The 22079-nt window shown below is 73.1% G+C and carries 15 protein-coding genes, 2 tRNA genes and 1 pseudogene; 6 read left to right on the top strand and 12 right to left on the bottom strand.

Features of this window, described 5'->3' with window-relative positions; genetic code table 11:
• Positions 1 to 140: 140 nt before the first annotated feature.
• A complete protein-coding gene (locus ABD317_RS15910; RefSeq protein ID WP_344290626.1) occupies positions 141 to 2759 on the bottom strand; it encodes a valine--tRNA ligase in 2619 nt (872 codons plus the stop codon).
• A gap of 164 nt (positions 2760 to 2923) precedes the next feature.
• Between ABD317_RS15910 and ABD317_RS15905 the strand changes: the two genes are divergently transcribed.
• Positions 2924 to 4033, top strand: coding sequence for a hypothetical protein (locus ABD317_RS15905; protein WP_344290625.1), 1110 nt, complete (start codon positions 2924 to 2926; stop codon positions 4031 to 4033).
• 75 nt (positions 4034 to 4108) lie between these two features.
• Here ABD317_RS15905 and clpX read toward each other — a convergent pair whose 3' ends face one another.
• The 5 genes from clpX to ABD317_RS15880 form a co-directional block, all read right to left on the bottom strand.
• Positions 4109 to 5401: an ATP-dependent Clp protease ATP-binding subunit ClpX gene (gene clpX / locus ABD317_RS15900; protein WP_027753397.1), complete on the bottom strand. Its 1293-nt coding sequence runs from the start codon at positions 5399 to 5401 to the stop codon at positions 4109 to 4111.
• 216 nt (positions 5402 to 5617) lie between these two features.
• Positions 5618 to 6310: an ATP-dependent Clp protease proteolytic subunit gene (locus ABD317_RS15895; protein WP_027753398.1), complete on the bottom strand. Its 693-nt coding sequence runs from the start codon at positions 6308 to 6310 to the stop codon at positions 5618 to 5620.
• Positions 6311 to 6412: 102 nt separating this feature from the next.
• Positions 6413 to 7015 (bottom strand): ATP-dependent Clp protease proteolytic subunit, encoded by a 603-nt coding sequence (locus ABD317_RS15890; RefSeq protein ID WP_199788980.1) that lies wholly within the window; start codon positions 7013 to 7015, stop codon positions 6413 to 6415.
• Between the two features lie 327 nt (positions 7016 to 7342).
• Positions 7343 to 8773: a trigger factor gene (tig, locus tag ABD317_RS15885; RefSeq protein ID WP_344290624.1), complete on the bottom strand. Its 1431-nt coding sequence runs from the start codon at positions 8771 to 8773 to the stop codon at positions 7343 to 7345.
• Between the two features lie 188 nt (positions 8774 to 8961).
• Positions 8962 to 9035 (bottom strand) — tRNA-Pro (locus ABD317_RS15880).
• A 193-nt stretch (positions 9036 to 9228) separates the two neighbouring features.
• Here ABD317_RS15880 and ABD317_RS15875 point away from each other — a divergent pair.
• Positions 9229 to 9299, top strand: a tRNA-Gly gene (locus ABD317_RS15875).
• Between the two features lie 132 nt (positions 9300 to 9431).
• Here the strand turns inward: ABD317_RS15875 and ABD317_RS15870 are convergent.
• Positions 9432 to 9626, bottom strand: coding sequence for a hypothetical protein (locus ABD317_RS15870; protein ID WP_027753400.1), 195 nt, complete (start codon positions 9624 to 9626; stop codon positions 9432 to 9434).
• Positions 9627 to 10263: 637 nt separating this feature from the next.
• Between ABD317_RS15870 and ABD317_RS15865 the strand changes: the two genes are divergently transcribed.
• Positions 10264 to 11406, top strand: a complete 1143-nt coding sequence (locus tag ABD317_RS15865) for an acyltransferase family protein (RefSeq protein ID WP_344290623.1) — start codon at positions 10264 to 10266, stop codon at positions 11404 to 11406.
• A gap of 97 nt (positions 11407 to 11503) precedes the next feature.
• Here ABD317_RS15865 and ABD317_RS15860 read toward each other — a convergent pair whose 3' ends face one another.
• From ABD317_RS15860 to ABD317_RS15845, 4 genes are all read right to left on the bottom strand, one after another.
• Positions 11504 to 12646 carry a SpoIIE family protein phosphatase gene (locus ABD317_RS15860; protein ID WP_344290622.1) on the bottom strand — a complete coding sequence of 381 codons (1143 nt, stop codon included), beginning with the start codon at positions 12644 to 12646 and terminating at the stop codon, positions 11504 to 11506.
• A gap of 145 nt (positions 12647 to 12791) precedes the next feature.
• The gene (locus tag ABD317_RS15855; protein WP_344290621.1) at positions 12792 to 13601 is read right to left on the bottom strand and encodes an Fpg/Nei family DNA glycosylase; all 810 of its coding nucleotides are present in this window, start codon (positions 13599 to 13601) and stop codon (positions 12792 to 12794) included.
• 14 nt (positions 13602 to 13615) lie between these two features.
• Complete coding sequence (locus ABD317_RS15850) at positions 13616 to 14101, bottom strand: ribose-5-phosphate isomerase (RefSeq protein ID WP_344290620.1); 486 nt, start codon at positions 14099 to 14101, stop codon at positions 13616 to 13618.
• Between the two features lie 24 nt (positions 14102 to 14125).
• Positions 14126 to 14743: a biotin transporter BioY gene (locus tag ABD317_RS15845; RefSeq protein WP_344290619.1), complete on the bottom strand. Its 618-nt coding sequence runs from the start codon at positions 14741 to 14743 to the stop codon at positions 14126 to 14128.
• Between the two features lie 365 nt (positions 14744 to 15108).
• Here ABD317_RS15845 and ABD317_RS15840 point away from each other — a divergent pair, with 365 nt between their 5' ends.
• From ABD317_RS15840 to ABD317_RS15830, 3 genes and pseudogenes are all read left to right on the top strand, one after another.
• Complete coding sequence (locus ABD317_RS15840; RefSeq protein ID WP_344290617.1) at positions 15109 to 16530, top strand: amino acid permease; 1422 nt, start codon at positions 15109 to 15111, stop codon at positions 16528 to 16530.
• 39 nt (positions 16531 to 16569) lie between these two features.
• Positions 16570 to 19139, top strand: a pseudogene (gene pepN, locus ABD317_RS15835) (aminopeptidase N).
• A 210-nt stretch (positions 19140 to 19349) separates the two neighbouring features.
• Positions 19350 to 20471, top strand: coding sequence for a hypothetical protein (locus ABD317_RS15830; protein WP_344290616.1), 1122 nt, complete (start codon positions 19350 to 19352; stop codon positions 20469 to 20471).
• A gap of 57 nt (positions 20472 to 20528) precedes the next feature.
• Here ABD317_RS15830 and ABD317_RS15825 read toward each other — a convergent pair.
• Positions 20529 to 22079: helix-turn-helix transcriptional regulator (locus ABD317_RS15825; RefSeq protein ID WP_344290615.1), on the bottom strand; the 1551-nt coding region annotated here is incomplete at its 5' end.

Here is a 22079-nt window from a genome sequence, read left to right as displayed (position 1 = left end):
ACCGGGCCGGGACGGGCCCGCTGCGCCGCGCGGCCGCCCTTCGCACACCCGGTGCGCGCGGAGGCACGCGGCGCCGCGCGCAGCCGCGGGTACGGCCCGGGGCCGGGTGGGCGGTGCCCCCGGGTCCCGGGCCGTACCGGCTAGGGCTGTGGCAGCCGGTCCAGCTGGGCGCCGATGCGGACGATGTCCTCCTCGGCCTTCGCCAGCCGGGTACGGATCTTCGCCACGACCGGCTCCGGCGCCTTGGCGAGAAAGCCCTCGTTGCCGAGCTTGGCCTCCGCCTGCGCCTTCTCCTTCTCGGCCGCGGCCAGGTCCTTCGTCAGCCGCTTGCGCTCGGCGGCCACGTCGATGGCCCCGGACAGGTCCAGCGCGACGGTCGCCCCCGCCACCGGCAGCGACGCCGTGGCGGCGAACGAATCGCCCTCGGGCTGCAGGCGCAGCAGCTGCCGCACGGCGGCCTCGTGCGCCTCCAGACCGGCGCCGGCCAGCTCCACCCGGGCGGGCACCCGCTGGCCCGGCTGCAGGCCCTGGTCGGCGCGGAAGCGGCGGACCTCGGTGACGACCTCCTGCAGCTGCACGATCTCCGCCTCGGCCGTCGCGTCCCGGAAGCCGGAGTCGGCGGGCCAGTCGGCGATCACGAGGGACTCGCGGCCCGTCAGCGTCGTCCACAGCGCCTCGGTGACGAACGGGACCACCGGGTGCAGCAGCCGCAGCGTGACGTCCAGGACCTCGCCGAGGACGCGGCGCGAGGCGTCGGCCGCGGGGCCGCCGGCCGCGAACGTCGTCTTGGACAGCTCCACGTACCAGTCGAAGACCTCGTCCCAGGCGAAGTGGAACAGCACGTCGGAGAGCTTCGCGAACTGGTAGTCGTCGTAGAGCGCGTCGACCTCGGCGACGACCGCGTTCAGCCGGGAGAGGATCCACCGGTCCGTCGTGGCAAGCTCCCCGGCGGCGGGCAGCGGGCCCTCGACCGTGGCGCCGTTCATCAGCGCGAAGCGCGTGGCGTTCCACACCTTGTTCGCGAAGTTGCGCGAGCCCTGCACCCAGTCCTCGCCGATCGGCACGTCGGTGCCGGGGTTGGCGCCGCGGGCGAGGGTGAAGCGGACGGCGTCGGAGCCGTACTTCTCCATCCACTCCAGCGGGTCCACCGCGTTCCCGAAGGACTTCGACATCTTCTTGCCGAACTGGTCGCGCACCATGCCGTGCAGCGCGATCGTACGGAACGGGATCTCGCCGTCCATCGCGTACAGCCCGAACATCATCATCCGGGCGACCCAGAAGAAGAGGATGTCGTAGCCCGTGACCAGGACCGAGTTCGGATAGAACTTCGCCAGGCTCTCGGTCTCCTCCGGCCAGCCCAGCGTGGAGAACGGCCACAGGCCGGACGAGAACCACGTGTCCAGCACGTCCGTGTCCTGCGTCCAGCCCTCGCCGCCGGGCGGTTCGTCGTCGGGGCCGACGCAGACCAGCTCGCCGTCCGGGCCGTGCCAGACGGGGATGCGGTGGCCCCACCACAGCTGGCGGGAGATGCACCAGTCGTTGAGGTTGTCGACCCAGCCGAAGTACCGGGACTCCATCTCCTTGGGGTGGATGGCGACCCGGCCGTCGCGCACCGCGTCGCCCGCGGCCTGCGCCAGCGGGCCGACCCGGACCCACCACTGCATGGACAGCCGCGGCTCGACGGTGGTCTTGCAGCGGGAGCAGTGGCCCACCGAGTGCACGTACGGGCGCTTCTCGGCCTCGATCCGGCCGTCGGCGCGCAGCGCGGCGACGATCGCCGAGCGGGCCTCCAGCCGATCGAGGCCCTGGAACGGGCCGTGGGCGGTGATCACGGCGTGCTCGTCCATGACGGTGAGCATCGGCAGGTCGTGCCGGCGGCCGATCTCGAAGTCGTTGGGGTCGTGCGCCGGGGTCACCTTCACGGCGCCGGAGCCGAACTCCGGGTCCACGTGCTCGTCGGCGACGACGGGGATGCGGCGGCCGGTGAGCGGCAGCACGATCTCCGTGCCGACGAGGTGGCGGTAGCGCTCGTCGTCCGGGTGGACCGCGACGGCGGTGTCGCCGAGCATCGTCTCCGCGCGCGTGGTGGCCACCACGATGGTGTTCTCGCCCTCGCCGTAGCGGATGGAGACCAGCTCGCCGTCGTCCTCCTGGTACTCCACCTCGATGTCGGAGATCGCGGTGAGGCAGCGGGGGCACCAGTTGATGATGCGCTCGGCGCGGTAGATCAACTCGTCGTCGTAGAGCCGCTTGAAGATGGTCTGGACGGCGCGCGACAGGCCCTCGTCCATGGTGAAGCGATCCCGGCTCCAGTCGACGCCGTCGCCGAGGCGGCGCATCTGGCCGGCGATCTGCCCGCCGGACTCCGCCTTCCACTTCCACACCCGCTCGACGAACGCCTCGCGGCCCAGATCGTGCCGCGACAGGCCCTCCTTGGCCAGCTCGCGCTCCACGACGTTCTGCGTGGCGATGCCGGCGTGGTCCATGCCGGGCTGCCACAGCGTCTCGTACCCCTGCATGCGCTTGCGGCGGGTGAGGGCGTCGATCAGCGTGTGCTCGAAGGCGTGGCCGAGATGGAGGCTGCCGGTGACGTTGGGCGGCGGGATGACGACCGTGTACGGCGGCTTGTCGCTCTTGGCGTCCGCCGTGAAGTAACCGCGCTCTACCCAGCCCTCGTACAGCGAGGTCTCCACCTCGCCGGGCGTGTACTGCGTGGGGAGTTCTGCTGCGCTGCTCTGCGGGTTCTTTGCGTCGGTCACGACGGCCAGTCTAGAGCCGCGTCACACCCTGCCGCGAACCACTTGTGGACGACGTGCGTCCTTGTGGACAACCGCCTACCGGGCTGATCGGGGCCCGAGGCAGCGCTACGCGGCGCGATCCGACAGTATGGGCGGAGCAGTTTTAACTCACGGAGGGGACCGTAATGAGTCACAACCAGCCGCCGCCACCCGGACCCTACGGGGGTGGAGGGCAGCAGCCAGGCCCGTACGGGCAGCCCGGTCCCTACGGCCAGCCGCCGCAGCCCCCACAGCAGCCGGCGCAGTCGCCCTACGCCCAGCCCGCGCAGCCCGGCCAGCCGGGCCAGCCCGGCTACGGCTATCCGCAGCAGGGCGGCGACCAGGGCTACGGCCAGCAGCAGCCCGGCCCGTACGGCCAGCCCGGTGGGTACGGTCAGCAGCAGCCCGGCGGATACGGACAGCAGCAGGCGGGGCCGTACGGGCAGCAGCCCGGATACAACCAGGCCCCGCCTCCGCCGCCGCCGGGCGGCAACAAGAACAAGACCCTGTTCATCGTCCTCGCCGCCGTGGTCGCGGTCGCCCTGATAGCCGTGGGCGGGTTCTTCCTGCTCGGTGGCGACGACGACGATGACGGCAAGAAGGACGAGTCGAAGAACTCGCAGACGGACGGCAACGACGGCGACAGCGGCGACGACGGCGAGGACCCGCCGGTCGACAGCGGCGAGAAGTACAAGCTGACCACTCCGCAGACGGTCGCCACCGAGTACCAGAAGGACGCGGCCTCCAGCTCCGGCAGCGACCTCTCGTCGAGCGACATGGACGAGCTGGAGTCGTTCGGAATCTCCGACGCCAAGGACGTGGGCGCCGGCTACAAGGCGGGCGAGAGCCAGACCGCCAAGGTTCTGCAGTTCCAGGGCATCTACGGCACGGTCGAGGATCCCGAGGCGGCTCTGGACGGGTTCTACACCTACATGGCGAAGGAGGCCGCGGCCGAACAGTCCACCGGCGGCGGCGACAGCGCGCGGCTGGTCGGCAGCCCGGAGGACGTCGAGCCCGACGGGCTGGAGGAGGGCGCTTCGATGAAGTGCCAGTACGTCGAGTTCTCCACCGACGACCCGAGCGCGCCGGTCGACAGCTTCAAGTTCCCGACCTGCGCCTGGGCCGACTCCAGCACCATCGGCTTCGTCGTGTTGACGGACCCGGCGCAGGTCATCCTGGGCGGCGAGACGAGCATCGACGACGCCGCGAGCACCACCGCGAACGTCCGCAGCGACGTGCGGGTGCCGATCGGCTGAGCCGCACGCCGTACCGCACACGCGAAGGGGCCGCCCGATGGGCGGCCCCTTTTCGTACGGTGTGCTGCCCGCGGCTCAGGCGCTCTCCTGGTGACGCTGCTCCGGCTCGGCGGCGCGGGAGCGGGGCACCAGCGTCGGGTTGACGTTGGAGTGCACCGCCTCCTCCGTGATGACCACGCGGGCCACGTCCTTGCGGGACGGCACCTCGTACATCACCGACTGCAGCACCTCCTCCATGATGGCGCGCAGCCCGCGCGCGCCGGTGCCGCGGAGGATGGCCTGGTCGGCGATGGCCTCCAGCGCCGGGCGGTCGAAGTCCAGCTCGACGCCGTCGAGTTCGAAGAGGCGCTGGTACTGCTTGACGAGCGCGTTCCGCGGCTCGACGAGGATCTTCAGCAGGGCGGCCCGGTCCAGGTTGTGCACGCTGGTGATGACCGGCAGCCGGCCGATGAACTCGGGGATCATGCCGTACTTCACCAGGTCCTCGGGCATGACCTCCTGGAACGGGTCCTCGTTCTCCAGCTCGCGCTTGGAGCGGATCGTGGCGCCGAAGCCGATGCCCTTGGCGCCCGCCCGGGACTCGATGAGCTTCTCCAGGCCGGCGAAGGCGCCGCCGACGATGAACAGCACGTTCGTGGTGTCGATCTGGATGAACTCCTGGTGCGGGTGCTTCCGGCCGCCCTGCGGCGGCACGGAGGCCGTCGTGCCCTCCAGGATCTTCAGCAGCGCCTGCTGCACGCCTTCGCCGGAGACGTCACGGGTGATCGACGGGTTCTCACTCTTCCGTGCGACCTTGTCGATCTCGTCGATGTAGATGATGCCGGTCTCGGCCTTCTTGACGTCGTAGTCGGCGGCCTGGATCAGCTTCAGCAGGATGTTCTCGACGTCCTCGCCCACGTACCCCGCCTCGGTGAGGGCGGTGGCGTCGGCGATGGCGAAGGGGACGTTGAGCATCCGGGCCAGGGTCTGCGCCAGCAGCGTCTTGCCGGAACCGGTGGGGCCGAGCAGCAGGATGTTGGACTTCGACAGCTCGATGCCGTCCTCGCGGTTCTGCGCCGCGGTGCCGTTCTCGCCGGCCTGCACCCGCTTGTAGTGGTTGTAGACCGCGACGGACAGCGCCTTCTTGGCGGCCTCCTGGCCGACGACGTAGCCCTCAAGGAACTCGTAGATCTCGCGTGGCTTGGGCAGTTCCTCCCAGCGCACCTCGGAGCTCTCGGCCAGCTCCTCTTCGATGATCTCGTTGCAGAGGTCGATGCACTCGTCGCAGATGTAGACGCCGGGTCCTGCGATGAGCTTCTTGACCTGCTTCTGGCTCTTGCCGCAGAACGAGCATTTCAGCAGATCGCCGCCGTCACCGATGCGTGCCACGAGGTGCTTCCCCTTCGCCTGGGATCCGCTCTTGGGGGGCGGAACCTGGTTGCGTATCGACGGTACCTTGCCCGGAGCCCCGAGCGGTCCCCTTGGGCCCAACTCACTGGTTCGCTTCCCAGGGGACCGCTCCACGGGCGGCCCTGTCCAGAGGACGAGGGCCCGGACGAATGGTCCGGCGCCGCGGAAACGGAGCCGGGAACCGGCCGCGCGCCGTCAGCCGCCGATGCCGGCGGACATCTTGCGGGTGGAGACGATCTGGTCGATCAGCCCGTACTCCAGCGACTCCTCGGCGGTGAGGATCTTGTCCCGCTCGATGTCGTCCTTGATCTTCTCGATCGGCGTCGTCGAGTGCTTGGCCAGCATCTCCTCCAGCTGGTTACGCATCCGGAAGATCTCCTTCGCGGCGATCTCCAGGTCGGAGACCTGGCCGCGGCCGGTCTCGGTGTAGGGCTGGTGGATCAGGATGCGGGCGTTCGGCAGGGCCATGCGCTTGCCCTCGGTGCCGGCGGCCAGCAGCACGGCGGCGGCCGAGGCGGCCTGGCCCATGCAGACGGTCTGGATGTCCGGCTTGACGAACTGCATCGTGTCGTAGATGGCGGTGAGCGCCGTGAAGGAGCCGCCGGGGCTGTTGATGTAGACCGAGATGTCCCGGTCGGGGTCCATCGACTCCAGGCACAGCAGCTGGGCCATCACGTCGTTGGCCGAGGCGTCGTCGATCTGTACGCCGAGGAAGATGACCCGCTCCTCGAAGAGCTTCGCGTACGGGTCGTACTCGCGGATGCCCTGCGAGGTGCGCTCGACGAAGCGCGGGATGACGTAGCGGGACTCGGCGCCCAGCGAACGACGGGCGTCGGCGGCCTCGTCGGCCAAGCGGTCGTAGAGGCCGCTTCCGGGGAAGTTCTGCATCGTGGTGTTCCGTCCTGGTGGCAGTGCGGCTGTGAAGGTCTGCGCGGGCTACGTGGCTGCGGGCTGCTGGCGAGCCGGGGCGGGGGCGCCGGGGCCGGGCCCTCAGGCGCCGGTGCCGCCGCCGCCCGGGATGCCCGTGGCCGACGGCATGACCTCGTCGATCAGGCCGTACTCCTTGGCCTCCTCGGCGGAGAACCAGCGGTCGCGGTCGGAGTCGTGGATGACCTGCTCGACGCTCTGGCCGGTGTGCAGGGCGGTCAGCTCCGCCATCTTCTTCTTCGTGCGGATCAGCTGCTCGGCGTGGATCTTGATGTCCGTCGCCGAGCCGGCCAGGCCGGCGGACGGCTGGTGGATCAGGATCTCGGCGTTCGGCAGCGCGAAGCGCTTGCCGGGGGTGCCGGCACTGAGCAGGAACTGGCCCATGGAGGCCGCGAGGCCCAGGGCGATGGTGACGATGTCGTTCTTGATGAACTGCATCGTGTCGTAGATCGCCATGCCGGCGGTCACGGAGCCGCCGGGGCTGTTGACGTAGAGGTTGATGTCCTTGTCCGGGTCGGCGGCGAGGAGGAGCAGCTGCGCCGTGATCTTGTTGGCGATGTCGTCGTCGACCGGCTGGCCCAGGAAGATGATGCGCTCGTTGAGCAGCCGGTTGTAGACCTGGTCGCCAAGGCCGCCGAAGGACGGCTCGCCCGGCCCGGTAAGCATCGGGTTCGTCACGTGTCCACCTGCTCACTCTGCGACGGCCGCCAGAGGCCGTCTGACTGTACGTTCCTGACTTGCCTGACTTGCTTATGGACCCTAACGCGCAGGTAGGCGGGCGCCATCCCGGTTCTGGAACTGTTCGCTGTGAGCGCAGGCCCCGCGGGCGGCGCGGCGGGGTACACCGGTACGGGGCCGGCCGGGTCCGTCGGGCGGTCGGCGACGGGGAGCGGCACCCTACGCAGGCGGCGGGTGCCGGGGCGGCACGCCTCCCGCGAACGCCGCCGGGCCCCGCCGCCGTGCGGCGGGGCCCGGCGGGGTGCTCACCCGGGCTCAGGCGCCGGTCGTCTCGGACGGCTTCACGTCGTCGCCGTCCGCCCCGGCCGTCTCGTCCGCCGTCTCCGTGGCGGAAGGCGTCTCCGCGGCAGGCGTCACCGTCTCGGCCGTCTCGTCCTCCTCCGACAGGTCGACCGCCTCGCCGTTCGTGTCCGTGATCGTCGCGGCCTCGACCACCACCGCCAGCGCCTTGCCGCGGGCGACCTCGCCGACCAGCACCGGCACCTGGCCGCCCTCGACCACGGCCTGCGCGAACTGGTCCGGGCTCATACCCGACGACTGCGCACGGCGCATCAGGTGCTCGGTCAGCTCCTCCTGGCCGACGTTCACCTGCTCCTTGCCGACCAGCTCGTCGAGGACGAACTGCGTGCGGATACCGCGCTCCGCCTGCTCCTTCAGCTCCGCGTCGTGCTCCTCGGCGGTCTTCTCCTGCAGCTTCAGGTAGCCCTCCAGGTCCATCCCCATCTGGGCCAGCTGGTGGTTCTCCAGGTTGTGCTTGCGGGTGGAGATCTCCTCCTCCAGCAGCTTCTCGGGCACCGGGATCTCCACCAGGCCGAGCAGCTCGTCCAGCACCTTCTCCTGGGCCTGCTGCGCCTGGTCGTAGCGCTTCATCTGCTCCAGCCGCTTCCGGCTGTCCGCCCGCATCTCCTCCAGCGTGTCGAACTCGCTGGCCATCTGGGCGAAGTCGTCGTCCAGCTCGGGCAGCTCGCGCTCGGCGACCTGCGTGACCTCGACCTTGACCTCCGCCTCGCGGCCGGCCGCGGAGCCGCCCTTCAGCTCGGAGGAGAACGTCGCGGAGCCGCCGGCCTCCAGCCCGGTGACGGCCTCGTCGATGCCGTCCAGCAGCTCGCCGGAGCCGATGGTGTACGACACGCCGCTGGCGACGCCGTCGTCCAGCACCTCGCCGTCGACGCTGGCCTCCAGGTCGATCGTGACGACGTCGCCCTCCGCCGCGGCCCGCTCGACCGGCGTGGTGGAGGCGAAGCGCTCGCGCAGCTGCTCGACCGACTTGTCGACGTCCTCCTCGGGCACCTCGATGGCGTCGACCTCGACGCTGATGCCCGAGTAGTCCGGGATCTCGAACTCGGGACGGATGTCGACCTCGGCGGTGAAGGTCAGGGTCTCGTTGTCCTTCAGCTCGGTGATGTCGACCTCGGGCCGGCCCAGCGGCTTGAGGTCGCCCTCGTTGACGGCGTCCTCGTAGAGCTTCGGCAGCGCCTCGTTGACGGCCTCCTCCAGGACGGCGCCGCGACCGAACCGCTGGTCGATGATGCGGGCCGGGATCTTGCCCTTGCGGAAGCCCGGCACGGTGACCTGCTGGTTGATCTTCTTGTACGCCGCGTCGAGGCTGGGCTTGAGCTCCTCGAAGGGCACCTCGACAGTGAGCCGAACCCGGGTCGGGTTCAGGGTCTCCACGGCGCTCTTCACGGTCGGTCTCCTTGGGATGGCGTCTGGGAAGTGCGGTACTTCTTCTGGACTTCTTGTGGCTGCGTCCGGGCTTCGGCCGAAGCCGGGGAGCGGCCCGGGTCCAGGCACGCAGGAACGCAGCTTGCATAGTACCGGTGCCGGGCCCGCTCCCCATAAAGGGACCTTCGCGCCGAAGGGCCCCGCCGCGGTCGGGGTGGCCGGATTCGAACCGACGACCTTCCGCTCCCAAAGCGGACGCGCTACCAAGCTGCGCCACACCCCGCTGGTGCGAGCAGTAGGGTACATGGCTGCGCAGCCCCGCCGCCGCGGATTACGTCCCTGGTGACGCCGCACGCGCGCGGTACCCGGCCCGCGCCGGGCGCGCGGCCGCACCGCCGCGCGCCCCGGGGAAGCCGCGTGCGGGACGGGGGCACAGCGGCTACGATGCAGGGCGTGCCGACGCAGGAGCGGCGTCTGCGGGTGTAGCTCAATGGTAGAGCTCCAGCCTTCCAAGCTGGCTACGCGGGTTCGATTCCCGTCACCCGCTCGGTAGGAGGCGGCCGGGACCCGGCCCGCGCCGCGTCGGCCGCGACGCGCACGGATCAGGGCCCCGGCCTTCGCCGTGAGTGCCGGCAGGGTGCGCCCTGTGCGCCGGCCGGGGCGCCGCCGCGAGCGGCGGTCAGGTGCCGATCTCGCTGATACTCTCCGTGATCTCGTCCAGTGCGTCGTTGATGTCCGGAGCGGCGCTGCTGGACGCCAGGAAGAAGCCGAAGAGCACGGCGACGAGCGCCGGACCGATCTTGACCGAGCCGCCGCGGATCAGCACGACCAGGATGATCCCCATCAGCAGCACCATGGACAGTGAGATAGCCACGCCCTGATCACCCCACAGGTTCTTGTTCACCCACCCAGGGCACCCGCCGCCCGCACACCCCGGTGGGTCCATCGTGCCACCAAGAGACGTGCGGCGGTGCGTGGGATGCCCAACTGGCTGATATCTCGCGCCCCTTACACCGATGTGCGCCCGCGGCGCACGTGGGGCGCCGCACGCGGACGGCGGTGCCGCCGCGGTACGGCCGCCGCGCCGGTGACGCGCCCATGCGGTCCATCCCCGGCGACAGGCCGCGGGAAACCGGTACCGATTCCGGAATTCCGCGATCCGGCGACCCGGATATCCGCAATGCGCGGCGCACATACCGGCGTTCCGGCCCGCCTCCCGATTTCCCTTTCAAACCTCGTCCGGGTGAATCGAAACCGGCCGAAAGAAGACCGCGCGACACTCCGGCGCTTCACCCGCTTTTGTCCCGCATATTCAGGACAAACCTGGCATACGATGATGGTCGCCGACGACCCCGCAGGTGCCCCGTGGCCGTGAAATTCCCGACGCCGACCACGAATTTACGGGCCGGACACCCGGCCGCTATCGTGCCGACGATGTACCGATCCCCCCACGATCAGAGCCCGCCGGCGCGCTTCCGGGTTCCGCCGCCCGACCCGTTCCGGGAGGTGCCGTGACCTCCCGGCCGCAGCCCGCGGCCCGTCCGTCCGGCGGCTCCGGTGGGCCGACGACCCGCGACCCCTTCTTCGACAACGCGAAGTATCTGGCCATCGTGCTGGTCGGACTCGGCCACGCCTGGGAGCCGCTGCGCGACGACAGCCGCGCCGCATCCGCGCTCTACATGCTCGTCTACTCCTTCCACATGCCGGCGTTCATCCTCATCTCCGGCTACATGTCACGCTCGTTCGACCTCGGCCGCCCCGGGCGGGTGCAGCGGGTCGTCACCGGCGTGCTCGTGCCGTACGTGATCTTCGAGACCGCGTACACGTTCTTCTACCGCTGGGCGGGCGACGTCCCCGACTACCGCATCAGCATCCTCGACCCGTGGTACCTGACGTGGTTCCTCATCGCGCTGTTCGTCTGGCGGATGACGATGCCGCTGTGGCGGGCGGTGCGCTGGCCCGTCCCGCTGGCGCTGCTCATCGCCACCGCCGCGTCGATGAGCGACACCGTCGGCAACGACCTCGACCTCCAGCGGGTACTGCAGTTCATGCCCTTCTTCGTGCTCGGCCTGGTGCTCAGGCCCGAGCACTTCCACCTGGTGCGCCGCCGCGAGGTGCGGCTGCTGTCGGTGCCGGCCGGGCTGACGGCGGCGGCGGTCGCCTACTGGGCCGTGCCGCGGATGAACCCCGGCTGGTTCTACCACCGCGACTCCGCGCAGGAGTTGGGCGCGCCCCTGTGGGCCGGGCCGGCGATGACGTTCGGCATGTTCGGCTGCGCGCTGGTGCTCACGGCGTGCTTCCTGGCCTGGGTGCCGCGGCGCACGATGTGGTTCACGGTGCTGGGCGCGGGCACCCTGTACGGCTACCTGCTGCACGGGTTCCTCGCCAAGGGCTCGCGGTTCTGGGGCTGGTACGACAACGACTTCGCGCACTCGCCGCTCGGCGCCCTCGCCGTGACGGCCGTCGCCGCCGTGGTGATCACGGTGCTGTGCACGCCCCCGGTGCGGCGGATGTTCCGGTGGGCCATGGAGCCGAGGATGGACTGGCTGTTCCGGCCGGACCCCGACGACCGCCGCGGCTGCCCACCGCGGTCGCGGCGGCCGGCGGCGGGGAGGGACGCTCCGGAGCAGCCGCGGGCGACCGCCACCCGCTGAGGCGCGGCGCGGCGTACGGCCCGGGCCGGTCCCGCACCGAGGCGGCCGGCCCGGGCCGCGCGTCACCCCGCCCGGGGGCGCGGACCGCCCCGCGGCCTCACTCCCGGCAGATCAGCAGCAGCGCCCGGTCGTCCTTGACGTCCTTCGCGACCTTCTCGATCAGATGCCACGCCGCGCCCCGGAACGTACTCGACGCGTAGTGGTCGGCCTCGCCTATCAGCCGGTCCATGCCCTCGGTCAGGTCCCGGTCCGGCGCCTCGACCAGGCCGTCCGAGAACAGCATCAGCACGTCACCGCGCCGCAGCGTCCCCTTCAGCGGGTCGAACTGCGCGCCCTCCACGACGCCGAGCAGCGGCCCCTCCGCGCCCTTCTCCTCCCAGCGCCCGGTGCCGGCGCTGAGCTGCACGCCGGGCACGTGCCCGGCCGAGAACAGCTCGTAGTCCCCCGACTCCAGGTCCAGCACCAGGTGCACGGAGGTGGCGAAGCCCTCCTCCCACTCCTGGCGCAGCAGATAGCCGTTGGCGGCGGGCAGGAAGTCGTGCGGCGGCAGCGAGCCGAGCAGCCCGCCGAAGGCGCCGGACAGCAGCAGCGCCCGGGACCCGGCCGACATGCCCTTGCCGGAGACGTCGGTGAGCACGGCCTCCAGGATGTGGCCGCCGTGGGTGCGGGTGGCGACGACGAAGTCGCCGGAGAAGGACTGGCCGCCCGCCGGGCGCAGCGACATCTCGGCGTGCCAGCCGCGCGGCAGCCGCGGCAGCTTGCTCTGCACCCGGATCCGCTCGCGCAGGTCGAACAGCATCGTGCCGCCGCGCCGCCAGGGCACGCCGACGCGGCTGCGGAACTGCGCGACGGTCAGCCCGGTCAGGCCGACGGAGGCGATGACGAGCACGTCGCCCGGCGTCACCCGGGCCGGTCCGTCGGCGTACGGGCCGAGGAGCATCGCCTCGACGATGAGCGCGGTGGCGGACGCGGCGTACAGCGCGAGGAGGCTGGCGGGCCGCAGCACCAGGCCACCGACGAAGATCGGCAGCACCAGCGCAGCCGGCGAGATCCAGGCGGGCGCGAGGACCGTGCCGGCGGCGAGGACCGGGATCGTCAGCAGCAGGACGCCCAGCGCGAGCCAGTCGGTGCCCTCGCCGCGGAAGTAGTCGACGCCCGCCCTGCGCACACCGACCCGGGCCCGGTGCAGCGCCTTGTGCCACCGGGCCGCTTGCGAGGCGGAACCCGCACCTCCGGCCATGCCCCGGGACCCTATCCACCCGCCGCGCCGGGCGTCGATTCACGGCGTGCCGACCGCACCCTTCGGGCGGCACTGCCGGAATCGTATGCGAATCCGCGGCGTTTGGAACGAAGGTGCGCGTGCATAGCCGCAGTTGGGACGAGGGTCACGTGGGCTGGCACGTGGGGCACCAGAAGAGGTTGCGCGCGGCGAGCGTGGCGGTGCGCACCTCGGTGCCGCAGAGGTGGCAGAGCTGCCCGGCGCGGCGGTAGACGTAGACCTCGCTGCCGTGCCTGTCGACGCGCGGCGGGCGGCCCATCGCCTCCGGCAGGTGCTCGGGCCGTACGGTGTCGATGCGCCCGGTGCGCACGCCCTCGCGCATCAGCACCGCCAGGTCCGCCCAGACCGCCTCCCAGGCGGCGCGGCCGAGGTCGCGGCCCGCGCGGTACGGGTCGATGCCGTGCCGGAAGAGGACCTCGGTGCGGTAGATGTTGCCGACGCCGGAGATCACCCGCTGGTCCATGAGCAGCGTGGCGACGGGCGCCCGGCTGCGCGATATCCGCGCCCACGCCGCCTCGCCGTCGTCGCCGGCGCGCAGCGGGTCGTCGCCGAGCCGGGCGTGCACGGCGTCCTTCTCCTCCTCGGTGACCAGCTCGCACGCCGACGGGCCGCGCAGGTCGGCGTAGCCGGCGCCGGTGGCCAGCCGCAGCCGGACGGCGCCGACGGGCGCGGGGGCGGGCCCGTCGCCGAAGCCGACCTTGCCGTAGATGCCGAGGTGGACGTGGAGGTGGCCGACCGGGCCGAAGCCGAGGAACAGGTGCTTGCCGTGGGCGTCCGTGCCGGTGAGCCGGCAGCCGTCGATCAGCGCGGCGCCGTCGGCGAACTTGCCCTGCGGGCTGGCCGCGCGGACCACCCGGCCGCCGAAGCGCACGCCGTACTCGACGGCGAGCCGGTGGATGGTGTGCCCCTCAGGCATGCGTCCCGTCCTCGCTACGGCTGCGGGTGGTGTGCCGGCACGTCGGGGAGCGTGCCGCTGCGCTCGTACGCGCTCAACATGTCGATGCGCCGCCGGTGGCGCTCCTCGCCGGCGTACGGGGTGGCGAGGAAGACCTCGACGAAGCTGGTGGCCTCGTCGCGCGTGTGCATCCGGGCGCCGACGCCGAGGACGTTGGCGTCGTTGTGCTCCCGCGCCAGCCGCGCCGTCTCCTCGCTCCACGCCAGCGCCGCCCGCACGCCCGCCACCTTGTTGGCGGCGATCTGCTCGCCGTTGCCGGAGCCGCCGATGACGACGCCGAGGCTGCCGGGGTCGGCGGCGGTGCGCTCGGCGGCGCGCAGGCAGAACGGCGGGTAGTCGTCGTCGGCGTCGTAGATCAGCGGCCCGCAGTCGACGGGCTCGTGCCCGTGCTCGCGGAGCCAGCTGAGCAGGTGGGTCTTGAGTTCGTATCCGGCATGGTCGCTGCCGAGGTACACGCGCATGGCCCGGAGTCTACGGGCCGCCGCTCAGTCGCCGCGGGTGCGCCCGGCAAGGTGCCAGGCCGCCGGCAGTGCGCCCATCGCGAGGGCGGCCTTCAGCGCGTCGCCGAGGAGGTACGGCGTGAGGCCGAGGGAGACCGCCTCGGTGAGGGGGACGTCCAGGGAGAGGGCCAGGTACGGGACGCCCACGCCGTAGATGATGACGCTGCCCACCACCATCGTGCCCGCCGTGCGCCACACGTCGCGGTCGCCGCCGCGGCGGGCCAGCGCGCCGACCGCGACGGCGGCGAGCAGCATCCCGAGGACGTAGCCGAACGAGGGCATGCCCCACCCCGAGGAGCCCTCCGCGAACCACGGCATCCCGGCCATGCCCGCGGCCGCGTACAGCGCGAGCGACAGGAACGCCCGCCCGGTGCCCAGCGAGGCGCCGACGAGCAGCGCCGCGAACGTCTGCCCGGTGACCGGCACCGGCGAGCCCGGCACGGGCAGCGACAGCTGCGCGGCGGCGCGGGTGAGCGCCGCGCCGCCGACGACGAGGGCGAGGTCGCGGGCCCGGGCGCGGGCCGCGGTGGCGGCGGGCAGCACGTCGGCGAGGACGGCGCCGGGGCGTGCCGGGTGCGGGGAGGAGACGGCGGCAGTGCTCATCGGGTTCTCCGGTCTCGGTGCGCGGATCCCGCCGCGGGATGCGCCGCGGGATACGGGGACGCTGCGTACGCTAGCCGACGGCCGCGGGCCGATCACCGTGGGAAGGTGCCAATCCACGGGGCACATACCTGTCACTCCCCCGCAGCCCCGCGGCCACCGGCCCAACGGCCGGGACTTCGACATCCGGGCAGGTCACGTGAGATTCACCACAGCCGGGTGGGGTTTCGCCGCGGCCCGGATCCCCGGCCGCAGGCCCGTATCCCGCTGTAGGACCCCTCCAACGCCGCCTCACGCCGACGGCCGAAACCCGGCGCGATGCCGCACACTGAAGCGTCGCCACGCACCACCCCCCACAGGACTTCCGCATGAGCGCAACCCCGCAGACCGACAGCACCGCCGCCGACGCCGCGGCGCCCTCCGCCGCCATACCGTCCGCCCTGGGCACCGGCCTCAAGCAGCGCCACCTGACGATGATCGCCCTCGGCGGCGTCATCGGCGCCGGCCTCTTCGTCGGCTCCGGCGCCGGCATCGCCGCCGCCGGCCCCGGCATCGTCCTCGCGTACGCCGTCTCCGGGCTGCTCGTCATGCTCGTGATGCGGATGCTCGGTGAGATGTCGGCCGCCAACCCGGCCTCCGGCTCCTTCTCCGTGCACGCCGAGCGGGCGTTCGGGCCGTGGGCGGGGTTCGCCTCCGGCTGGATGTTCTGGACGCTGCTGTGCGTCGCCGTCGCCGTCGAGGCGATCGGCGCCGCGCAGATCGTCACGGGCTGGCTGCCGGGCACCGCGTCCTGGATGTGGGTCCTGCTGTTCATGGCCGTCTTCTGCGCCGCCAACCTGGCGGCGGTCGGCAACTTCGGCGAGGCCGAGTTCTGGTTCGCCGGGCTGAAGGTCGCGGCGATCACCGCGTTCCTCGCCCTCGGCCTGCTCGCCGTGCTGGGCCTGCTGCCGGGCACCGACGCGCCCGGCACCGCGAACCTCACCGGCGCCGGCGACGGCTTCCTGCCGAACGGCTCCGAGGGGCTGCTCGTCGGCCTGCTCGCCTCCGTCTTCGCGTACGGCGGGCTGGAGAACGTGACCATCGCCGCCGCCGAGTCCGAGAACCCGCGGCGCGGCGTCGCCCGCGCGGTGCGCACCGCGATGTACCGGATCGCGATCTTCTACGTCGGCTCCATGCTGGTCGTCGTCGCGCTGATCCCGTGGGACGACCCGGGGGTGGAGTCCGGCCCGTACGCCGCCGCCCTCGACCACCTCGGCATCCCGGCCGCCGGGCAGGTCATGAACGTCGTCGTGCTGGTGGCGCTGCTGTCCGCGATGAACGCCAACATCTACGGCGCCTCGCGCATGGCCTACTCCCTCGTCGCCCGCGGCCAGGGCCCGCGCGCCCTGGGCCGGCTGACCCGCCGCGTGCCGCGCCGCGCGGTCGTCGCCACCTGCTCCTTCGGCTTCGCGGCCGTGCTGCTCAGCTACCGCTGGCCCGACACCCTCTTCCAGTGGCTGCTGAACATGACCGGCGCCGCGATCCTCGTGGTCTGGGCGTTCACGGCCGCCGCCCAGCTGCGCACCCGCCGCCGGCTGGAGCGCGAGGCGCCGCAGCTGCTGACGGTGCGGATGTGGGCGTACCCGTACCTGACCTGGCTGGCGCTGGCCGCCATGGCCGGGATCCTGGTGCTGATGCTGCGTGCGCCGGACTCCCGGACACAGCTGCTGACCACCGCGGGGCTCACGGTGGCGCTGTCCCTCGCGGGCCTGGTACGTCAGCACCGCCGCGGGAAAACCCGCATGACATGATTCCGCTGTCGGACCTGCGAGAGACGAAGGAGTCCCCCCGTGCCCGGTGAGAACCTGACCCGCGAGGAGGCCCGGGAGCGCGCGGGGCTGCTGGAGGTCGAGGCGTACGAGGTCGAGCTGGACCTGCGCGCCGCGGTGGCCGCCGAGCCGGCGCCCTTCCGGTCGGTGACCACGGTGCGGTTCCGCTGCGCGCAGCCGGGCGCGGCCAGCTTCCTCGACCTGGTGGCCCCGGACGTGACCGCGGTGACCCTCAACGGGCGGGACCTGGACCCCGGGGCGGTCTTCGACGGCTCCCGGATCGAGCTTGCGGACCTGGCGGCCGAGAACGAGGTCGTCGTCGACGCGCGGTGCGCGTTCAGCCGCACCGGGGAGGGCATGCACCGCTTCGTCGACCCGGAGGACGGCGAGGTCTACCTCTACACGCAGTACGAGCCGGCCGACGCCCGCCGGGTGTTCGCCGCCTTCGAGCAGCCCGACCTCAAGGCCCCGTTCACCTTCACCGTCACGGCCCCCGGGCACTGGACCGTCCTCTCCGGCGGCGCGCTCGCCGGCCGCCCCGAGGAGCACCGGGACGGCTCCGCGACCTGGCGGTTCGAGCCGACCAAGCCGATCTCCACCTACATCACGGCCGTCGTGGCCGGCCCGTACACCCGCGTCGAGGACCGCTACACGCGCACGTTCGACGACGGGCGGGAGCTGGTGGTGCCGCTGGGCGCGCTGTGCCGCAGGTCGCTCGCCCGGCACTTCGACGCCGACGACGTCTTCACCGTCACCAAGCAGGGCCTGGACTTCTTCCACGACCACTTCGACTACCCCTACCCCTGGGGCAAGTACGACCAGGCGTTCGTACCGGAGTACAACATCGGCGCGATGGAGAACCCCGGCCTGGTCACCTTCCGCGAGGAGTTCGTCTTCCGCGGCAAGGTCACCGACGCCGCGTACGAGCGCCGGGCGAACGTCGTGCTGCACGAGATGGCGCACATGTGGTTCGGCGACCTGGTGACCATGGAGTGGTGGGACGACCTGTGGCTCAAGGAGTCGTTCGCCGACTACATGGGCGCGCTGGCGCTGGCCGAGGCCACCCGGTTCACGGGCAGCTGGATCACCTTCGCCAACCGCCGCAAGGCGTGGGCGTACCGGGCCGACCAGCTGCCGACCACGCACCCGATCACGGCCGACATCCCCGACCTGGAGGCCGCGAAGCTCAACTTCGACGGCATCACGTACGCCAAGGGCGCCGCGGTGCTCAAGCAGCTCGTGGCGTACGTCGGCCGGGACGCCTTCATGGAGGGCGCGCGGCGCTACTTCAAGCGGCACGCCTTCCGCAACACCCGGCTCGCCGACCTGCTGGCCGCGCTGGCGGAGACGTCGGGGCGGGACATGTCGGCGTGGGCCCGCTCCTGGCTGCAGACCGCCGGCGTCGACACCCTCACGCCGCAGGCGACGTACGACGCCGGCGACCGGATCACCGAGCTGGCCGTCCTGCGGGAGGGCCCCGGCCGCACCGGGTGGCCGTCGGGCTGTACGCGCAGCCGGGCGCGGCCAGCGAGCTGGTGCGCTACGCCCGCGCCGAGGTCGACGTCGCCGACGGGCACGCCGTCGTCGAGGAGCTGGCCGGGCAGCCGCGCCCGGCGCTGATCCTCGTCAACGACGACGACCTGACCTTCTGCAAGACCCGCTTCGACGAGGACTCGCTCGACACCGTGCGCGAACGCCTCGGCGACCTCACCGACCCCCTCGCCCGCGCCATCGCCTGGGCCGCCGCCTGGGACCTCACCCGCGACGGCCTCATGCCCGCCCGCGACTACCTCGGCCTCGTGCTGCGCTTCGCCGGCCGGGAGACCGACATCGGCGTGCTGCAGGGCCTCCACCAGCAGGCCCAGTACACCGTCGACCACTACGCCGCCCCCGGACACCGCGCCGCGGCCGAACAGCTCCTCGCCGAGGGCGCGCTGAGCGAGCTGCGGCTGGCGCCGCCCGGCAGCGACCACCAGCTGGCCTGGGCCCGCTTCTTCGCCTCCGTCGCCGGTACGGACCAGGACCTGCAGCTGCTGCGCGGCCTCCTCGACGGGCAGGCGAAGATCGACGGGCTGGACGTCGACCAGGAGCTGCGCTGGGACCTGCTGCTTCCGCTCGCCGCCCACGGCGTCGCCGACCGGGCCGTCATCGACGCCGAACTGGCCCGCGACGACACCGCGTCCGGCCGGCGGCACCAGGTGCGCTGCCTGGCCGCGCGGCCGGACCCGCGGGTCAAGGAGCAGGCGTGGACGGCCGTCGTCGACTCCGACGAGCTGTCCAACGCGATCGTCGAGGCGACGATCTCCGGCTTCACCCGGCCCGGCCAGCGGGAGCTGCTCGCGCCGTACGCGCCGCGGTACTTCGCGTCGATCGAACAGATCTGGCGGGAGCGGACGATCGAGAGCGCGATGGCGGTCGTACGCGGCCTCTACCCGGCGCTGCAGGCGCGCTCGGGGACGCTCGACGCGACCGACGCCTGGCTGCGCGACACCGAGGGCGCGGCGCCGCCGGCGCTGCGGCGGCTGGTGCGGGAGGCGCGCGACGACCTGGCGCGGGCGCTGCGCGCGCAGGCGCGGGACGGGCAGGGCTGACCGGCGGCGGCCGGGGGTGGCCCCGCCCGGGGGGGCCGGGGCCGGGGCCGGGACCGGGCGCGGCGCGAGTCCGGGGCCGTACCCCGAACGGAGCAGTGACTCCCTTACTCGACAGTCGAACATGTGCACTTTAGCCCCGGCTTGTCCGTATTCTTCGACAAGCGCGTAACAGCGGTTAGGAGCGGGCGGGCCACCGGGAATCCAGCGGCCATGAACACGAACTCACCCTCCTCCGCACCGCTCAGCCCGCGCCCGCTCAGCCACGCCGCCGGCACCCGCCGCCAGGTCATGACCGCCCGTCAACTGCGCGAGCACGGCGTCGCCACCGCCGACGCCGCGCGCCGCTGCCGCCCCGGCGGGCCGTGGCAGCAACTGCTCCCCGGCGTCTACCTCCTGCACGCGGGGCCACCGACGCCGGAGGAGCGGCTGCAGGCGGCGCTGCTGTACGCGGGCCGTGCACCGGCCGGACGCACCGCGGTGCCGGGCCAGACCCGGGGCACCCCGGCCCCCGCCGCCGCACGCCCGCCCGCCTCCGCCCCGGCGGCCGCGCACGCGGAGGCGGCCGCACCGGTCCCGTACGGCGACGCGATGATCACCGGGCCGGCGGCGCTCGCGCTGCACGGCTTCGCGGCGGCCCCGGCGCTGCTCGCCCTCGACCGGATCGACGTCCTGCTCCCCCGCACCCGGCGGCTGCGCTCCACCGGCCTCGCCCGCCTCGTCCGCGCCCACTCCCTCCCCCGCCCCGACCGCATCACGGGCCTGCCCGTGGCGCCGGTGCCCCGTGCCCTCGCCGACACGGTCGCGGTCCTCACCGACGCCGCCCACGTCCACCGGCTGCTGACCGAGGCGGTCCGCGGCGGCCACTGCGAGGCGGCGGCGGTGGTGCGCGAGCTGAGCCAGGCCCGGCTGCTGGGTCGCCCGCACGTGAGCGACGCGGTCGACGGCCTGATCGCGGAGGGCCGCGCGATGGCCGAGGGCCGCCTCTACGCGATGGTGCACGCCCACGCCCTGCCCGCCCCCCTCTGGAACGTCGACCTGCGCCTGCCCGGCGGCCCCCACCTCGGCGGCGTCGACGCCTACTGGCCGGACCACGCGGTCGCCGTGGAGATCGACGCCCGCACCCCGCGCCGCGCCTCCCACGACGAGGCGGCGCTGTGGTCCGAGTACGCGAGGAAGCGGGAGACCCTGGAGCGCCTGGGCATCACCGTCGTCCACGTCACCCCGCGCAAGCTGCGCGAGTCGCCGCAGCAGCAGGCGGAGACGGTACGCGCCGCGATGCTGGCCGCGGCGGAACGCGCCCAGGCCGCACACGTGGTGGTCCTCCCCCGGTGACCCGCGCCCGACCCCACCCCGACCGGCCGCGCGGCGCTCCGCACGCCGGCGCCCGGGTCAGTCGCCGGCCGCCTTCAGCCGCAGGTCCCCCGCGAAGTCGATCCGGGCCAGCTCGGCCCGGGAGGTGATGCCGAGCTTGGGGTAGACGCTGGCCAGATGGTGACCGACCGTGCGCGGGCTGATCAGCAGCTGTGCCCCGATCTCCCGGTTGGTCAGGCCGTCGGCGGCCAGCCGCGCGACGCGCAGCTCCTGCGCGGTCAGCCCGGCCGCGGTTGGCGGGCCTCCCCCGCGGGCGGGGGCCGGCCGTTCGGTCAGCGCCCGCTCGCGCAGCGCCCGCGCCCGCAGCGGTTCCGCACCGAGCCGGTCGAAGACCTCGGCCGCCGCGGCGAGTTCGTGCCGGGCGTCGGCCCGGCGGCGGGCCCGGCGCAGCCATTCCCCGTACAGCAGCCGGGTGCGGGCGTACTCGAACGGGCAGCCCGCCGCCCCCGCGGTGTCCAGGGCGGCCCGGAACGAGTCCTCGGCCGCCGGTCCGCCCGCGACGAGGGCCTGGAGGCGGTGGGCGGCGGTACGGGCCCAGGGCGCGCCGGTGCGCCGCGCCCACTCCGCGACCATGGCGGCCCGGGGCCCGGCGGCGTCGGTGCCGCCGGCCTGCACCGCCGCCTCGACGGTGTCCGCGGCGGCGAACAGCGCGGAGGTGGGGTGCGCGGCCTCATGGCCGGGTTCGGCGAGGCACAGCAGGTCGGCCAGCGCGTCCTGCGGACGGCCGGCGAACAGTGCCGCCCGGCCCCGGTACCAGTACGCCGCCGCGCTGAGCACCCGCACCCCGCGCGGCACCGAGACCTCAAGGACCCGGGCGGTGAGTTCGCCGACGGTGCGGCCGTCGCCCCGGGCGGCGGCCAGCGCGGCCAGCGACGCGCGGCACTGGGTGGCCACGTGGTCCGCGCCGACCTCCCCGGCCAGCCGCAGCCCCTCGGCCGCCGCGGTGCCGGCGGCCTCCCACCGGCCCGCGGCGAGGTCGAGGACCGCGGTCTGGGACAGCACCAGCGCGAGCGCGGTGAGTTCGTGCCGGCGCCGCAACTGCGCGGCCTGCACGTGCAGCACGTCGAGCAGCCCGCCCTCGATGCCCCAGGCCTGGGCCAGCGGCACGGGCGGGAGCAGCTCCCAGGCGGCCGCGCCGAGCCGGCCGACCGTGCCGTGGGACAGGTCCAGGGTGGCCGGGGCGGCCGCTCCGGGCCGGTCGTAGCAGGACCACCAGTTGCGCAGCACGGGCAGCAGCTCCGCCAGGTCGGGGTCGCCGTCGGGGTGCACGGCCCGCACCTGCCGGAGCGCCTCCCGCTGCAGGTCCGGCCGGCCGGCCGACCAGGCGGCGCGCACCGCCACCGTGCCCAGCTCCACCGCGCGCCGCGGCTCGGAGACCACGGCCATGTCGCGGACCAGGTAGTGGTGGGCGCGCTCGGGTATGCCGCAGGCGAACTCCAGGATCCCGCGCAGACCGCCGCCCAGCCGCGCGACGGGCAGCTCGCCGCGCAGCCACTCGGCGTCCACGGGCCGCAGGAGCGCCGCCGCGGCGGCGCCGGCGCCCCACGCGGCGCGGGCGGCGGCGGCCAC

It is taken from the genome of Streptomyces synnematoformans, from assembly GCF_039531005.1.
In the GTDB taxonomy this organism is placed as follows: domain Bacteria; phylum Actinomycetota; class Actinomycetes; order Streptomycetales; family Streptomycetaceae; genus Streptomyces; species Streptomyces synnematoformans.
This window is presented reverse-complemented; position numbering and strand designations above follow the sequence as displayed.

Excerpts from the sequence above, each read along its gene's own strand:
- ABD317_RS15855 (WP_344290621.1), bottom strand. The coding sequence starts at position 13,601 with ATGCCTGAGGGGCACACCATCCACCGGCTCGCCGTCGAGTACGGCGTG.
- ABD317_RS15905 (WP_344290625.1), top strand. The coding sequence starts at position 2,924 with ATGAGTCACAACCAGCCGCCGCCACCCGGACCCTACGGGGGTGGAGGG.
- ABD317_RS15845 (WP_344290619.1), bottom strand. The coding sequence starts at position 14,743 with ATGAGCACTGCCGCCGTCTCCTCCCCGCACCCGGCACGCCCCGGCGCC.
- ABD317_RS15890 (WP_199788980.1), bottom strand. The coding sequence starts at position 7,015 with ATGCTTACCGGGCCGGGCGAGCCGTCCTTCGGCGGCCTTGGCGACCAG.
- ABD317_RS15860 (WP_344290622.1), bottom strand. The coding sequence starts at position 12,646 with ATGGCCGGAGGTGCGGGTTCCGCCTCGCAAGCGGCCCGGTGGCACAAG.
- ABD317_RS15895 (WP_027753398.1), bottom strand. The coding sequence starts at position 6,310 with ATGCAGAACTTCCCCGGAAGCGGCCTCTACGACCGCTTGGCCGACGAG.
- ABD317_RS15850 (WP_344290620.1), bottom strand. The coding sequence starts at position 14,101 with ATGCGCGTGTACCTCGGCAGCGACCATGCCGGATACGAACTCAAGACC.
- ABD317_RS15840 (WP_344290617.1), top strand. The coding sequence starts at position 15,109 with ATGAGCGCAACCCCGCAGACCGACAGCACCGCCGCCGACGCCGCGGCG.
- ABD317_RS15830 (WP_344290616.1), top strand. The coding sequence starts at position 19,350 with ATGAACACGAACTCACCCTCCTCCGCACCGCTCAGCCCGCGCCCGCTC.